Annotated in this window: 14 protein-coding genes; all 14 read left to right on the top strand. The window is 43.5% G+C overall.

What is annotated here, in order from left to right; all coding sequences use genetic code 11:
* Positions 1 to 173: 173 nt before the first annotated feature.
* The 14 genes from AC04NP_RS14090 (at position 174) to AC04NP_RS14025 (ending at position 16,219) form a co-directional block, all read left to right on the top strand.
* On the top strand, positions 174 to 1,232 hold the full coding sequence (locus AC04NP_RS14090; RefSeq protein WP_482860404.1) for a Gfo/Idh/MocA family protein: 1,059 nt from the start codon (positions 174 to 176) through the stop codon (positions 1,230 to 1,232).
* A gap of 308 nt (positions 1,233 to 1,540) precedes the next feature.
* Positions 1,541 to 2,122, top strand: a complete 582-nt coding sequence (locus tag AC04NP_RS14085; protein ID WP_482860403.1) for a Crp/Fnr family transcriptional regulator — start codon at positions 1,541 to 1,543, stop codon at positions 2,120 to 2,122.
* Between the two features lie 6 nt (positions 2,123 to 2,128).
* Positions 2,129 to 2,842: a hypothetical protein gene (locus AC04NP_RS14080; protein WP_482860402.1), complete on the top strand. Its 714-nt coding sequence runs from the start codon at positions 2,129 to 2,131 to the stop codon at positions 2,840 to 2,842.
* Between the two features lie 111 nt (positions 2,843 to 2,953).
* Positions 2,954 to 3,301 carry a YciI family protein gene (locus AC04NP_RS14075; RefSeq protein ID WP_482860401.1) on the top strand — a complete coding sequence of 116 codons (348 nt, stop codon included), beginning with the start codon at positions 2,954 to 2,956 and terminating at the stop codon, positions 3,299 to 3,301.
* A gap of 35 nt (positions 3,302 to 3,336) precedes the next feature.
* Positions 3,337 to 3,870: an SRPBCC family protein gene (locus AC04NP_RS14070; RefSeq protein WP_482860400.1), complete on the top strand. Its 534-nt coding sequence runs from the start codon at positions 3,337 to 3,339 to the stop codon at positions 3,868 to 3,870.
* Between the two features lie 428 nt (positions 3,871 to 4,298).
* Positions 4,299 to 4,670, top strand: coding sequence for a hypothetical protein (locus AC04NP_RS14065; protein WP_482860399.1), 372 nt, complete (start codon positions 4,299 to 4,301; stop codon positions 4,668 to 4,670).
* Positions 4,671 to 5,011: 341 nt separating this feature from the next.
* Complete coding sequence (locus tag AC04NP_RS14060) at positions 5,012 to 8,716, top strand: PAS domain S-box protein (RefSeq protein ID WP_482860398.1); 3,705 nt, start codon at positions 5,012 to 5,014, stop codon at positions 8,714 to 8,716.
* Positions 8,694 to 9,776, top strand: a complete 1,083-nt coding sequence (locus tag AC04NP_RS14055; RefSeq protein ID WP_482860397.1) for a response regulator — start codon at positions 8,694 to 8,696, stop codon at positions 9,774 to 9,776. Before AC04NP_RS14060 ends, AC04NP_RS14055 begins: the two co-directional genes overlap by 23 nt.
* A 386-nt stretch (positions 9,777 to 10,162) precedes the next feature.
* Complete coding sequence (locus AC04NP_RS14050) at positions 10,163 to 10,333, top strand: hypothetical protein (protein ID WP_482860396.1); 171 nt, start codon at positions 10,163 to 10,165, stop codon at positions 10,331 to 10,333.
* A 186-nt stretch (positions 10,334 to 10,519) separates the two neighbouring features.
* Positions 10,520 to 11,101, top strand: coding sequence for a porin family protein (locus tag AC04NP_RS14045; protein ID WP_482860395.1), 582 nt, complete (start codon positions 10,520 to 10,522; stop codon positions 11,099 to 11,101).
* 230 nt (positions 11,102 to 11,331) lie between these two features.
* Positions 11,332 to 12,318 carry an aldo/keto reductase gene (locus tag AC04NP_RS14040; protein WP_482860394.1) on the top strand — a complete coding sequence of 329 codons (987 nt, stop codon included), beginning with the start codon at positions 11,332 to 11,334 and terminating at the stop codon, positions 12,316 to 12,318.
* A 56-nt stretch (positions 12,319 to 12,374) separates the two neighbouring features.
* Entirely contained in the window at positions 12,375 to 12,764 is a 390-nt protein-coding gene (locus AC04NP_RS14035) for a hypothetical protein (protein WP_482860393.1), read from the top strand.
* 445 nt (positions 12,765 to 13,209) lie between these two features.
* Positions 13,210 to 13,539 carry a PadR family transcriptional regulator gene (locus tag AC04NP_RS14030; RefSeq protein ID WP_482860392.1) on the top strand — a complete coding sequence of 110 codons (330 nt, stop codon included), beginning with the start codon at positions 13,210 to 13,212 and terminating at the stop codon, positions 13,537 to 13,539.
* Entirely contained in the window at positions 13,529 to 16,219 is a 2,691-nt protein-coding gene (locus AC04NP_RS14025; RefSeq protein ID WP_482860391.1) for an ABC transporter permease, read from the top strand. Before AC04NP_RS14030 ends, AC04NP_RS14025 begins: the two co-directional genes overlap by 11 nt.
* Positions 16,220 to 16,316 lie beyond the last annotated feature (97 nt).

Below are 16,316 nucleotides of genomic sequence, written 5' to 3'. Positions count from 1 at the left end.
GCACCAAGACACAAAGAGACACAGCCGTTTTCGCTGATAAAATAAAAATACGGGCGCATTCTTGAGTTGTGTAACCCCCGCGGTATCAACTTTGATTTTAGTTACCTTTTTCGTAAACTGTCAAAAAGGATTTTTCACTCCCAAAGAATCGCACTATGAGTATAAAGAAAAACATGAAAAGGCGGGATTTTCTCAGTTCAACTGCCGCCGCTGCAACCACCTTTTCTATAGTTCCACGACATGTTTTGGGCGGTGAGGGTCATGTAGCTCCCTCAGATAAAATCACAATTGCTAACATCGGTTGTTGCACCCAGGGTCTCCGTGAAATGCCTGGCTTATTGCAACACCCTGATTTGCAGGTGGTGGCGGTATGTGATCCCGTAAAGGTGTCTACCGATTACCTGGACTGGTCTGCTCATGGTTTCCGCAATACCCTGGGGGCTCCTGAATGGGGTGCCGGTTACCAGTGGATACCGGGAGGCCGTGATATCGGACAAGAGTATGTTGAAAAATACTATGGCAAAAATAAACCTTCCGGGACTTACAAAGGGTGTACTGCCTACGAGGATTACCGGGAGTTACTTGAAAATGAAAAGGATCTCGATGTTATTAAGATCATGACACCTGATCATCTTCATGCCAGGATTGCCATAGATGCCATGCAGAAGGGCAAACATGTGATTACCCATAAACCCATTGCCAACAGGATGCATGAGGCCCGAAAAACCATTGAAACCGCGGAAAAGAAGACTAAGGTGATTACCCACCTGTTGGCCTGGAGTGACCGACCGGAACCGGCACTTATCAAACAATGGATTGACGATGGGGTCATCGGTGAGTTAAAAGAGATTCATAACTGGTCATTCAGGCCGGTATGGCCTCAATGGACCTCAATCCCTACCGAAAAGCCGCCAGTGCCCAAAGGGTTTAATTGGGACCTGTGGTTGGGGCCCGTACCGGACAGGCCTTATCATCCAAACTATACGCATAATGTATTCAGAGGATGGTATGAATTCGGTGGAGGAAGTATTGCAGATATGGGGCATTACAGCTTATTTCCGTTATTCAGGGCATTGGGTATTGACACACCGCCAGTAAGCGCCAAAGCGTACGGAACTACCACCCGAACTGTAAAAGACCAGGTGTGCACCCCCGTAAACAACGATGTGGCCTTTCCACATTCATGCATGATCGGGATGAAATTCCCAAAACAAAAAACACTGCCAGTATGAAAGTCACCAATGATGAATCGGCAAACAAGTATCTGACCCGCGATTACCGGAAGGGCTGGGAGATCTAAACCTCGTATTAACCCTAAAAAATGCAGCGATGAGCGTTATGTCAAATAATAATTCAAGAAGAAAATTTTTTAAAAAAATAGCCATGTTGGGTGCGGCCGGACTGGCAACAGCGGTAGGGACGCCATCAAAAAGGGCAGGGATTTGTTGAAAAAGTACCTGGCATAATCCTGAACCAAGTCTCAGTACAGGCGGAAATGAGAGCGTGATTATACCAAACTGAACGGCCTTAAATGTAAAGAATGGGAGAAAAAGACTATCTGAAGGAAATATTCAAACCTCAGAACTTTTCAGATGAAGAGTTAACATTAGTATTAGAACAGTTTAACAAACATGAGTTTTCCAAAAATGAATACCTGATACGGGAAGGTAAAACGGCTAATTACTATTTTTTTGTCGAAAGTGGTTACATCCGCTCCTATGCTGTTGACCCGGAGGGAAATGATATCACTACAAAATTTTTCGGTAAAAACGACATTGTCATCGACTGGCATTCCTTTTTTTTGAAACAACCTTGCAAAGAAGCAATCCAGGCCATGACAGATTGTGTGGTATGGAAAGTTTTTTTTGATGATTTTATGAAATTGTTTCATATAGAATCATTCAGGGAGGTGGGCAGGACGCGGCTTGTAAACAACTATTTTGAGTTAAAACGGCATACGGTTTCGATGATAACCGATCAGGCCAAAGACCGCTATCTGAGTTTGTTGGAACAAAAACCCGGCATTGTTCAAAATGTACCATTGAAACATATAGCCACTTATCTCGGGGTTACTGATACATCGCTGAGCAGAATAAGAAAAAATATATTAGATAACAGGTGAAAAAAGATGAATATATTTACAAATGAGGTACCATTATGGGTTTCGATACTGTTTTTAATGGTTATACCCATTCCCGTTTTTTTAATAGCCAGCCTTGGCAGAAAAGGTGCGACAGACGATAGGCGTCCTGTTGTATTTTATGGGATACTGGCCTTCTACCTGTTGTATCTGTCTTATGTCACGATCGCCTGCCTCAACGGGGCCTTTGAAAAAGTCAGTTTGCCGCCACGTATCATGGTGTTAACGGCTGTTCCTTTGCTGGCTTTTCTGGTGGTTATCGTATTTAATTGGCCCTTTTACAGGAAGGTTTTAAGCCAGATCGCATTAGCTGATCTGGTCAGGATCCATATATTCAGGTTGATAGGTAGCTTTTTCCTGATATTGGCCTTTTATGAAACCCTACCGCCGGCATTTGCAGTGATTGCGGGCTTTGGTGATGTCTTGACGGCCCTAACCAGCCTTTTCGTTGCTGCCGCTATCCATCAAAAAAAATCCTATGCTGTACCGCTGACATTTGCCTGGAATACATTTGGGCTCCTGGATATCCTTGCAACAGCCACTATGGCATTTTTTCTCACAAAAATATCCATTGAGACCGGTGCCCGGGGTGTAGATACCCTGGCAGCATTTCCTTTTTGCTATATTCCTGCCTTTGCCCCGGCCACCATCATTTTTCTGCACCTTTCCGTTTACCGTAAGCTGATTCAGGCAAAAAAGTAATGGTCCGGTAAGTTTTATATGCCAGCCCTGTTTCTTGTCATATGGCAAGATTTTTTCAATTTCTTCGCCTGACCTTTGTCATATATTTTTCAACAATTAGATTTTATACAAATGACAGATTCAAGAAACTTTATGATGATTTTCAGGTTTGAGCCTGATTTTGAGTACCAACCCACACAAGAAGAACGCGATACCCAACATCGGCAATGGGGTAAGTTTATCGGCGATATAGCCATTCAGGAAAAGTTGGTCAGTACCCATCGACTGGGTTTTGAAGGCCGGCAAATTGCCCCTGACCAGGCTGTTACCACTGGTATTCATCTTTCCGGGGGATTGACAATTGGCGGCAATATGATTGTACGGGCTAAATCCCTTGATGAAGCCGTTGAAATGGCAAAAGCCTGTCCCATACTTTCTGTTGGCGGAAGGGTAGAAGTCAGGGATATCAATCAGGAGTAATTAAAATGAAAGTAAAAATTAAAATGAAAATGAAAATGAAAATGGTTTTAATGATAATTGGGGTGCTGCTGTTGGTGGTTATGGGGTTTGGGTTGTTCAGGGCAAGTCAGTTAAGAACAATTCAGATTACAAAAAGTGTTATTGTCAATGGGAGCAGGCAAGAGGTTTTTGATATGGTAAGGTACCTGAGAAACTTTCCGCAGTGGTCGCCATTTTTGGCTGCTGATCCTACTCAAAAATACCAAATTAAAGGAAATGATGGGCATGTAGGGGCCCGGTATCACTGGGAGGGTAATAAAGGGAAAGACCTGGGCTATCAGGAAATTGTAGAAATCGAGGCGTTGGATTTCATCGGGATGAAGTGTGATATCCAAAAACCTTTCAAAGCTGCGCCGACGTTTGAATACTCGTTTTCTGAAGCCGGAGGGGGAATTAAAGTTACGCAGGACTTCAAACTGGAATCCGGATTGGTGGATGCTTTCTTTATGTGGGTATTTGGGGCGAAAAAGGAAATGGAGGCGATGAATGAAAAAGGGTTAAAACTACTGAAAGCAGCGGTTGAGGGCTGATTAATAGTGGTTGTTGCACAACGTTTTCGCCTGTAAAATAAAGCCATAGTCTCAAGTTCTGCACATCTACAGCAAGCAAGATAAATGCGATTCGAATTTCATGAGGCCAGGGTATAGTCAGACATGTATCCGGAACGGCAGTTTTTCTACGATTTTCCGGAAGGCCCAAGAAAGGAAGCCACATTTTATACGGAAATACCACAACGGAGAGTCGTTGAGGGACAGATTGTTGAAAGTGAAGGGCTTTGAAATTCAGACTGGAATGACGAAAAAACAATCGATATGACCGTCAGCATACTGGATTTGAATCAAAAAGAAGTCTTTTCTAAAACCTATAAAAGTGTTAACTTGGAAGGAGGCAGAACAGTGAAAGCACTTCAGCCTTTCCGCCCGGATCACCTCGGTCAGGGATATTATATATATTGTTTATGAGATTAAATAGGAGAAATTTCGTAAAAAACACAGCCAAAGCAGCATGCATACTGGCTGCCCCGGAGGTGTTGTCTATCCTGACAGCTAATAATATTCAAGTCCGGGCCATTACAGAAGGCCCCCGTTATCATTGGTTCGGTTACTATGATAAGCTCCAGTTTAGCAGGGACAATTCACTGGTACTTGGCATGCAGGTAGACTTTCAAAAGCGGTCGCCCACCAGCGACGATGTTATTAAAATGGGGTACGTTGACCTGAAAAACAATGATCAATGGGTGGAAATCGGAGAAAGCCGGTCTTGGGGCTGGCAACAAGGTTGTATGTTACAATGGACCCCAAGAATATATCGGCCGGGAATGGCGGTGTGACACGCACCCCAGGGCCAGCAATGACGGCAGGCTGATTTGTATCGACTCGATGCACGGGGGAAACGGCAGGCAAATGTATTTAATTGATATCAGTGGTCTGAAGTTGTAACCTCCAAAACTTCTTTTTTCACCATTTTGAATAAACCTGGCAAAGCTAGTTATAACTAATTGAAAATGTGTTGCTTGGAATCACTTTTCCGAATGATATTCATCATCCTGACTTTTGCAGAGAATATTATTTTTGCATTCCGTTGTTAAGACATTAATATAAAACTGATTGAATGTCCGGATACTGTTAATTCCGGTATTAAAAAAAGCTGTTGAACTCAACTTGCAGGTCTATGGGTAATGGAATAGAAAATAGACAACTGTTTCAGGCAATTTTTGAGTCGTCTGTAGAGGGTATCCTTGTAATGGATGATGAAGGAAATCTCATCAAAGTGAATCCTGCGCTTGAAAAAATTTTTGGGTATGACACTGATGAGTTGTTAAATCTAAAAGTGGAAGCACTCATTCCAGTCAAATTCAGGGAAGCGCATGGCAGGTTGAGGGAGAAGTATGTCAAAAGGCCTGAAGCCAGGAGCATGGGTAAGGGAATGCATATCCTGGGGTTAAGAAAGGATGGGTCACAGATTCCGGTGGAAGTAAGCCTGAGCCCGACAGCCATCGATGGGAGGCAATTGGTTATTGCATTTGTTGTGGATATTACTGAGCGAAGTAATGTGATGCATGCCCTGGTATCAAGTGAGCGTAGAATGGCCGAAGTACAACGCATAGCCCATGTAGGCAGTTGGTACCGGGATTTACAAACCGGTGAGAGGGATTTTTCAGATGAATTCTACAGAATATGCGGTCTGGACCCTGGCGATAAGCGACTCAATGCAAAGACTGTTATGCAGTTTATCCATCCCGATGACCGGGATAAAGCACTAAGAGCGGTCGATAACGCTATAAAAAGCGGGAATCCTTATAGTTATGAGAAGAGAATTGTCAGAGCCGATGGCTGCATCAGGTATGTGATCACTAAGGGTAGGGTTACATATGACCGGAATGGGGAGCCTAAACACATAATGGGGACCATGCAGGATGTTACCGATCTGAAAAAAGCGATGCATGAGGTTTATGAGAGCGACCGAAAGTTCAGCACCCTGATTGGCAACCTTCCTGGTATTGTTTACCGTTGCAAAAATGACAAAAACTGGACAATGGAATTTATCAGTGATGGTTGTTACAGTGTAACCGGGTACCAGGCCGTGGAGTTTTACGATAACGGTAATGTCAATTGGGGGAAGATTGTCCATCCCAAGGACCGGGACCTGGTATTGGATGAAATACGGAAAGCCACGTTAAAAAAAACGACCTATGAAATTTCGTACCGCATAATAACAGCAGATAAAGAGATAAAATGGATTTGGGAACAAGGTGTCGGTATACCTGATGTCAACAGTCAGATCACTATGCTGGAAGGATTCATGCAAGATATCACCAAACAAAAACAGACAATAAAGGAGCTCAAAAAGGAAAAAGAAACGACACAGCGATATCTTGACACAGCCGCTTCTATGTTCCTGGTTATCAATAAAAAGGGTGAGGTCATATCGATTAATCGTAAAGGATGTGAAATACTCGGTTATCCCCCTGACGAAATATTGGGCAGAAACTGGTTTGACCACTTCATTCCCGAAAGGAGAAAAAAACAAGTGTCGGACATATTCGATGTACTGATGCAGGATGATATGAAACCGGTTGAATTCATTGAAGAGCCGGTGGTTACAAAAGAAAAAAAGGAGAAGTTGATTCAATGGCACAATGCTGTTTTAAAAGATGCCCGGGGCCAGCCGGTAGCCACACTTAGCTCTGGTTCAGATGTAACCCAACAGAAGGAAATAGAAAATGCCCTTCATATCAGAAACAGGGCCCTGGAGTCGGCGATTAACGGAATCCTTATCGCTGACGCTCAACAGAAAGACCGACCGATTATTTACGCCAATACGGCATTTACAAAAATGACCGGGTATGAAAAAGATGAGGTCATAGGAAGGAACTGTCGTTTTCTACAAAGTGATGACCGGGACCAGGAAGAAATTAAAAAAATGCGTTCGGCTATTGATAAAGGGTTGGCGTGTCATGTAGTGCTGCGAAATTACCGCAAGGATGGCTCATTGTTTTGGAATGAAGTAGCGATTACACCGGTCCATAATGAGGAAGGACAGTTGACCCACTTCATTGGACTGCTGAACGATGTAACTGATCGTAAGAAAGAAGAGGTACAAAAAGATCAGGTAAGAAAGGGACTGGAAATGATTGCCAACCAGCAACCACTTAATCTTATAGCAGAACACATTCTGAAAACCGTGGAAGAACAGATAGAAAACTGCAAGGCTTCCATCTTAATCCCGGATCAGAAAGAAGGTGCACTCTACAAACTTGCGGTTCCTGGCCTCATGGATGAATTCAGCCAGGGTATCAGGGGTATCCATACCGGTGTAGCGGTAGATTCCGGCGAAGCTACAACTTTTCTTAAAAAAGAAGTCATTGTTACGGACATTGACAATGATCCGCTTTGCGAAGATTATAGACAACTGGCTTTGCAGTATGGCATAAAGGCCTGCTGGTCAATTCCCATTTTTTCTTCGGAAGACCGGGCGATAGGTACATTTGCTATCTACTGTGCACAGCCAAGAGGGCCTGAGGAAAATGAAAAAGAATTACTGGCAGATGTCAGCAAATTGGCCAGTATAGCCATTGAAAAACACCAGCTTTACGAACACTTAAGGACGACACAACAACAACTGGAAGACTACGCCCTTCACCTGGAGGTTAAAGTGGAAAAACGTACTTTGGAATTGAATGGCATGGTGCAAAAACTGGTAGATGCCAATGCAAGCCTGGAAGACCAGATATATGAGACCAAGGCAGCCGAGGCAAAAGCCAGAGAAAACCAGGCACTATTTGTAGCCATTGGGCGGCATTTTCCTAATGGTATCATCCTGGTAATTAATCAGGAATATGAAATAGTATTCCTCGAAGGCACAGAAATCGAAAAGCTTCATATCAGTAAGGAAGACTTTTATGGCAAAAAGATATTTAACGGTGCCACAGGGGTTATGCCTGAATTACAAAATGAGCGTTTTAAAAGTTTCATTCAGAAAACATTCAAAGGGGCACATGAATCTTTCGAATTGGAAATTCAGGATAACACGTATCTGGCCAACACGGTACCTTTGTTTGGTGACAAAAACCAGGTAAATCATGTGCTTTTTGTACTTCACAACATTACCAAACAAAAAAAGGTTGAACACAGGATCACCAAGGCCCTTGAAAAGGAAAGGGAATTGAGCGAATTGAAATCACGTTTTATTTCAATGGCATCTCATGAATTCCGTACCCCGTTAAGCGCTATCCTTACCTCGGCAAACCTGATATCCCGTCAAAATGAACCCGGAAAAGAAGATAAACGGATCAGGAATATCGACCGGATCAGATCTAATGTCAGAACGCTTGTGGGCATCCTGGATGACTTCCTTTCTTTGGGTAAACTGGAAGAAGGCAAGGTGACCCTGCGGCCTGAGAAATTTGATTTGCTCGATTTTGCCAGATCGACATTCGCGGAACTTGAAGCCTACAAGAAAGAAGGGCAACAAATCGAGCTGAAAGCCAACAGAAGCAGTATTACTGTTACGCTGGATAGGCAAATAATCAAAAATATACTATTGAATTTACTCTCCAATGCCTTAAAATATTCTCCAAAAAGCAAGACAGTTACCCTGGAGATACACTTTGATTCGTCAGGCCTGGCATTGTGTGTTATAGATGAGGGTATTGGCATACCAGAGGAAGAACAGCAAAATCTTTTTAAAAGATTCTACAGGGCCCGCAATGTTACTAATATTCAAGGTACAGGACTGGGCTTGAACATCGTAAAAAAGTATGTGGAGCTTATGGATGGCGCCATTACTTTTAGCAGCAAACTGTCCAAGGGCACTACATTTAAAATTTATTTACCTCAAAACCTCCAAAACCATGAAAAAGATATTACTTATTGAAGACACCGAAGATGTAAGACAATCCACCGCTGAAATACTGGAGCTGGCCAACTATGAAATTGAGACTGCTGAAAATGGTATCACCGGTGTTGAGAAAGTCCATGAATTCAAACCTGACCTTATTATTTGCGACATTATGATGCCGGATCTGGATGGATATGGGGTATTGCATATATTGAGCAAAAAACCTGAAACTGCCAGCATTCCTTTTATTTTTCTCACAGCTAAATCCGAAAGAAGAGATATACGCAAAGGAATGATCCAGGGCGCTGATGATTACCTGACTAAACCTTTTGAAGAAGTAGAGCTCCTGGATGCCGTAGAAAGCCGTTTTAAGAAAAAGGCATTGCTGAAAGAGGTTTTCACAAAGGATCTGGACGGACTGCATAAATTTTTTGAGGATGTCAGTACCTTCGAGGATTTAAAGGACATCTCAAAAGACAGAAGTCTGAAAACTTACAGGTATAAATCCTATGTCTATACAGAAGGTACACCTGCTTATATGGCATTCTTCATTCAAACTGGCAAGGTTAAAACCTATAAAACCAATGAAAACGGCAAAGAATTTGTCACCGGTATATATGGTCAGGGTGAATTTATCGGCTACATGAGCCTTATCGGTGGGTCGGAGGAGTATTCGGAGTCGGCGGTTGTTTTGGAAGATGCTGAGATTTGTGCTATACCCAAAGAAGATTTTAACAAGTTACTTTATGCCAACAAAAGTGTTTCTGAAAAGTTTATAAGTATGCTGTCCAGCAATTTGCAGGAAAGGGAATTGCAACTGATGGAGATTGCCTATAATTCGGTAAGGCAAAGGGTTGCCCGGAAACTGGTGGAATTACATGATAAATACACCGCTCAAAGTAACCGGGAGGGTGCTGCCACCAACATTCAAATTACACGTGAAGATTTGGCCGGAATGGTGGGAACCGCCAAGGAGACATTAATCAGAACCATGTCAGACTTCAGGGAAGAGGGATTGATCGGTTCGGACAAAAAAGGGATAACGATACTTAACAAAGACCAACTGTCTCTCATATCGGCCTGGGGTAATTTATGAAAACGCAAGCTTCCCTAACCTCACCCAAGCGTCCCGTGGCCGCTGCACAACGTTTTCGACAAAATTCTCTGTGTCTCTTTGTGCCTTGGTGGTTCACCATTTTTCACCACGGAGATACAAAGGCACAAAGAGACACAGAGGTTTTCACTGATAAAAAAAATACAGCCACCAGATAAAAATCATCCCCACATGATGACTGTCGTCATCTAACACCTACCTAATTTAGGCTACTTTGCAATACAGCGAAGATAAACCATGTCGGGCAGTTGCTTCAACTGGTAATTCATAGTGGCATGTAGAATAAAATGGCTTTTTTTAACGACAAATTTATTATACCGGATACGAACGGGGCAATGTTTAACATTAACACTGAAAACCGAGAGCAAATGAAAAAAGTCGTTACTACCTTAATTCAGATGCCGGAAATTAAGAAAGTAATATTTAACTGCGATGTCCATCCACATTTGATGACAGTTCATTCCCGGAAGCTGCTGCGGGTGAGTATTGTGCTGGATGAGATAAAGAAAGCCGGTTTTCGAGCCTACCAGCGGTTTTGACAGCAGGCCGCCATATAGATTGGCACTCCATTGAAAGCTAATTATAATCATAATCCCGGTGTAACCCAGGTCATCTGATACTTTTCATTTTTACTACAACTTTGATACATAATTCATGCAGCCGCAGAATTATAGTTTTTAGAAAGAAAAAAGTTTGTAAAACCAAAATTAAGAAAAATGAAAACGATGAAACAAATGTTAGTAGCCGTCGCGCTGATTTTGATTAGTTTCAATGCGCAGGCACAGGATTTTAATTATGGGGTGAAAGCAGGATTAAACTTATCTGATTTACGGGGAGATTTAGATACTGATTTGCGGGCTTTTTTCCATGGAGGCGTTTATGGAAATTACATGTTTTCGGATCAGTGGGGTGTGCAGGCAGAATTATTGTATTCAGGTCAGGGGGCCAAGGATGAAAATGACAGTGATATTAAATATAAATTGGGCTATCTCAACCTTCCTATTCTGGCAAAGTATTACGTCACAGAGGCCTTCAGCATTGAATTGGGGCCTCAATTGGGTTTCTTGCTGGATTCGGAAACCGATGTGTCCGGTGATGGCCTTGAAATTGATGTCGATGAGATATACAAGGATTTTGATTTGAGTGTGGCAGCCGGCCTGGGCTACGAACTGGAAATGGGTTTAAACTTTGGAGTTCGCTATAATTTTGGTGTTACAGATATCGCAGATTCAGATGTCTTTTTTGGCGATGATGCGGCAAGGAACAGTGTTATTCAGGTGTCTGTTGGTTACACTTTTATCAGATAAGCTTTACTCCTATGGCGTCAGCCATTAATCCCCTGGCAGCCAGAGGGCCGTGCAAAATTGCGGGCCCTCTGCACCATTAGCACAACTAACGACCCCTCCCGCAAAAAAACGCAAAAATACTTCAGATTTTACAAGCCATCCGGCCGGGTAACACGTACTACCACTTACGGGGCTTTGAGCCCACCTGAATCAAAGTAACACCAAATATTAACCGCTTAATTATTCATCACATGGAAAAAAGAAAATTAGGAAAAACAGGTGTAGAAGTATCTGCCCTGGGCCTTGGATGCATGGGCATGTCTGAATTTTATGAAGGAAGGGACGAAAAAGAATCGATAAGGACCCTTCACCGGGCATTGGAACTGGGGATCAATTTTCTGGATACCGCCGATATGTACGGCCCTCACACTAACGAGGAACTGGTTGGCAAAGCCATCGAGGGTAAAAGGGACCAGGTGATCCTTGCCACCAAATTTGGCATCGTGCGCAGCGAGGCCCCCAACCAACGAGGCATTAACGGCAGCCCGGAATACGTAAAATCCAGTTGTGAAGGCAGTCTGAAACGGCTCGGGGTAGATACCATAGACCTTTATTATCAGCACCGTGTAGACCCTCATGTGCCGATAGAAGAGACCGTCGGTGCGATGGCTGCGTTGGTGCAGGAAGGCAAGGTTCGCTTTCTGGGGCTTTCCGAAGCAGGTGCTGAGACTATTAAACGGGCGTATGCTGTACATCCCATCACAGCTTTACAGACAGAATACTCCCTGTGGTCCCGCGATCCTGAGGATGGCATATTACAAACCTGCAGCGCGTTGGGTATTAGCTTTGTCGCCTACAGCCCCTTAGGCAGGGGGTTCTTGTCGGGCAGTTTTCAAAAATTTGAAGATTTGCCGGAAGGGGATTACCGCAGGCTTTCACCGAGGTTTCAGGGAGAAAACTTTCAAAAAAACCTGGAGCTGGTGGATAAGGTGAAGGAGCTGGCATCGAAAAAAGATTGCACACCTGCTCAGTTGGCCCTGGCTTGGGTGCTTGCCAGGGGTGAAGATATCATCCCTATCCCCGGCACAAAAAGAGTCAGGTACCTGGAAGAAAATATGGCGGCCCCGGATGTCGAATTGACCCCTGATGACATGGCACGAATCGACGAAATCATGCCTCCTGGCATCGCTTCAGGACTACGCTATCCGGAAGAATTTATGAGGGTAGTGAATATCTAGTGTCCCGGTTAATGCCCGGGACTTAACAATTCTGTCATCTTCCGGGCATTGACTTTTTGCGCTTTCTTCTCCGGCTCAATATCAGTTATACCTATTTTTATGATTCATTACCCAGTAATATTACCCTATACAATCGAGACAAGGGACTTTCTACGAGGCCCGTTGCCAGGCATTTCAAGAGTTTTATCTATCCGGCTTTCCATTGGTTCGCTTACCAAGGATTTCCCGTCATACGGTTACCCAATAGTACCATAGAAAAGAGCGATGATAAACTGTTAATGGCCCAGTCAGGGGTTCAACGTTTCCGTTGGATGATACTTTATGGCATGCCGGTAGTACTGATCTTTGCCGCGTCTCTTTTTTATACACAAGGCGCAGGGCATGAAAAGTCCCACCATTTGCTTTCCAAAGCATGCCTGTATTCAAAAATATCACCATTTGCCTGATTGGCGATGAAGACAGCCCCGGGGTTATACGGATAGATAATTTTTGATCAGGAAGGTGTCAGATTCAATAGTGGTAACAGTGAGTTCAATAACAACAGCCATGAACCTGTACAGGGAGCCAGATTTTTGAAAGATGAATGGGAATTAAGAAAGCAGGGTTAATGACCCAAAAGCAGAAACACATAGAGGAGTTGCAGCACCTTATATCCATGCATCCCGCCTAGCACCATAGCCCTTCCAAACAACCTGGCGCAAGTGTCCTATGGCTGCTGCACAACATTTTCGACAAAATTCTTTGTGTCTCTTTGTGTCTTTTATGATATAGGTCAGGTCATAACCAGCATTTCCAATTATTATATTTGCAAATAGGAAATAAATGACTATATTTATTTTGCTTTAAGGAATGTAATAAATATACCAAAGAAAAAAAGTAATAAATCCATTTATGAAAATAGGAGCATTTGAAGAATTGGTATTACTGGCCGTGGGTGCATTGACGGATAATGCCTATGGAGTATCCATCAAGGAGTTATTAAGAGAAAAGACAGGCAAAAACCCCAGCATTGGCGCATTACATTCGGCACTTTACCGGCTGGAGGAAAAGGGGTGCCTGATTTCTTCTGAAGGTGGGGCTACAGCAGAAAGAGGAGGGAGGCGAAAGAAATATTATACATTGACCACCAGGGGACGGAATGTTTTAATAGAAACCAGCAAGCTGCGCCTCGAGTTTTCAAAAAACATTCAGGGCTTAAATCTGCGTTGGGATGGATCGTAAACCAAATTTCCGGCCGCCAGGGTTGGCAGACCGTTTCCTCACATGGTTTTGTGATGAGAGGGTTCTGGAAACACTTCAGGGGGACTTGCACGAACTCTATGGGCAAAGGAGGAACAAATCCGGAAAACTCATAGCCGATTTCAACTTCCTGCTTGATGTGATCGATGTTTGCAGGCCCTTTGCACTGAAACGAAAATCGAGGTCAATTTACTTAAATAACAACATCATGCTTAAAAATTATGTAAAAATTGCCTGGAGAAACCTGAAAAGTCAGCCCTTCTTCACGTTGCTGAACACTGCCGGACTAGCCATCGGCATGACCGGGGGCCTGCTTATCGCTATGTTTATTTACGATGAGCTGAGTTTCGATAAAATGTTCGCGGACTCGAACCGTATTTACCGGGTGAATATTGACATGAGGACCGGTGGAGAGACCAATTATTACGCATCTGTTTCAGGCCCGCTGGCGGCCACCATAAAACAGGATTGTCCCCATGTTGAAATGGTTACGAGATTCCGGACCATGCGCAGCGCATTACTCAGAAAAAGTGAAAATGATGAAAACGTCAAAGAAACTCATGTCGCGGCGGTCGATTCCACTTTCTTCGATATGTTTGGACTCAAGCTGCTGGCCGGCGATACCAGAACCGCACTCAAAGCGCCCAATACTTTAATATTAACCAAAACAGCGGCCGAAAAGCACTTTGACCTGAGCGATGCCCTGGGCCAACGCCTGTTGCTGAACAACACCGAAACCTATAAAGTGACAGGAGTGATAGACGATTTTCCGAAAAACTCTTTTCTGAGAGATCATCATGTCTTTGTTTCATTAGAAAGCTTTGACGACGCCTACAGCAAAGCATGGAACAACTTTAGATTTCCCACGTTCGTCAAACTTAATCCCCTGGCCAATATCGATGATTTTCAGGATTTTCTAAATACTGTCAAAGAAAGTTATGTAATTCCCTGGGCGATGACCTTTGTGCCCGGCTTAACGCTGGAAAGGTCAAGAGCTGATGATGAAAAGACCGGAAACTTCATGAAATTCGGCCATATTGCTTTACAGGATATTCATCTTCACTCAGGGGATAGACAAGGTGAATTCAGTCCCAACGGCTATGTTAAAAATATCTATATCCTGGCTTTAATTGGTTGCTTTTTAATCCTGTTAGCCTGCGTTAATTTCATGAACTTATCTACTGCCTATGCACTCAGAAGGGCCAGGGAAGTGGGTATCCGTAAAACACTGGGAGCTAACAAATATGGGCTGATCAGGCAATTCCTGACCGAATCAGGCCTGATTTCAGTTGTATCTCTTGCTATGGCCATCCTGATGGCTTATTCGGTCATGCCTTTTTTCAATGAGCTTGCCGGAAAAGCTATGGTCATACCACTTTCCGATCCTGCTTTCTGGCTGGTGATAGTAGCTGCTACAGTGCTTCTAAGCCTTTTTTCAGGCAGCTATCCTGCTTTTTTCATGTCAAAGTTTATGCCTGTTAAAGTATTAAAAGGCAGCCAAAGCAGTGCCGGAGGCGCAAATATCAGAAGCGTCCTGGTAGTTTTTCAGTTTGCGGTTTCGGTATTTTTGATGGTAGGTACTTTGGTGATTTTTCAACAATTGCGATACATTCAGACCAAAGACCTGGGCTTTCAAAAGGATCAGGTATTGGTGGTTGATGATGTCTCTGCCGCCGGAAACCAAATGGCGTCTTTTAAACAGCAGGTGCTGCAGCTAGGAGGAGTAGAGCAGGCATCTTTGAGCAGTTATTTACCTACACCGTCTACCAGGAGTGGTATTACTTATTTTGTCCAGGGATCATTCGATGCCGCTAATGCCGCCATATTCGGCCACTGGAAAATTGATCATGATTACCTATCGACCCTGGATTTGGAAATAGTCGCCGGCCGTGATTTTGATGAAAGAATTTACACGGATTCCAGTGGGCTGATTTTAAATGAGTCTGCTGTTAACATGCTGGGATTACAACCTGAAGCTGCCATTGGCCTGAAGCTGACCAGTGATTTTCATCGCCGGGATAAAGAGAATATGAAATTTATGACTGTTATTGGGGTGGTCAAAAATTTTCATTTTGAATCCCTCAGAAACAATATTGGCACTTTGAGTTTGGCATTGGGCAGCGGGGCTAACAGGATGATTGTGAAACTCAATCCCGGTGATTTTTCAAATGTAATCCGGCAAATAGAGAAAAAATGGAAAGCAGTGGCTCCTCACCAGCCGTTTAACTACTACTTTATGGATGCGTCTTTTAACAGCACTTACGAGGCAGAACAGAAACTGGGCCGGATATTTGTCATATTTACCATTTTATCTCTTTTCATTGCCTGTTTAGGTTTGTTTGGCCTCACGGCATTCAATGCCGGAAAACGGATCAAGGAAATTGGCATCAGGAAAGTAATGGGAGCTACCGCGGGTCAGATAACAGTCAGGCTTTCCATAGAATTTTTGAAGCTTGTTGGCATCGCTGTTTTTATTTCGTTGCCCTTGGGCTGGTATGTTATGAACAAATGGTTGGAAGATTTTTCTTACCGTATTGAAATTAGTTGGTGGGTGTTAGCCTCTGCTGCTGTTTTGGCCATTGTTATTTCAATCATAACGGTTAGTTACCAGAGCATCAAAGCAGCCATGACCAGCCCGGTCAAAAGCCTGAGGTCTGAGTAGCCGGGCAACCAAGGTAGCTGCTTTGACCACGTCTGCCCGGGTGAATATGTGGTTTATCCGGGATGAGCCTTTTTTCAAATAAACAAAACATATATCG

Source organism: Agaribacillus sp. DX54 (assembly GCF_056858335.1).
Note: the sequence above shows the minus strand (reverse complement) of the source record. Positions and strands in the feature narration are given on the sequence as shown.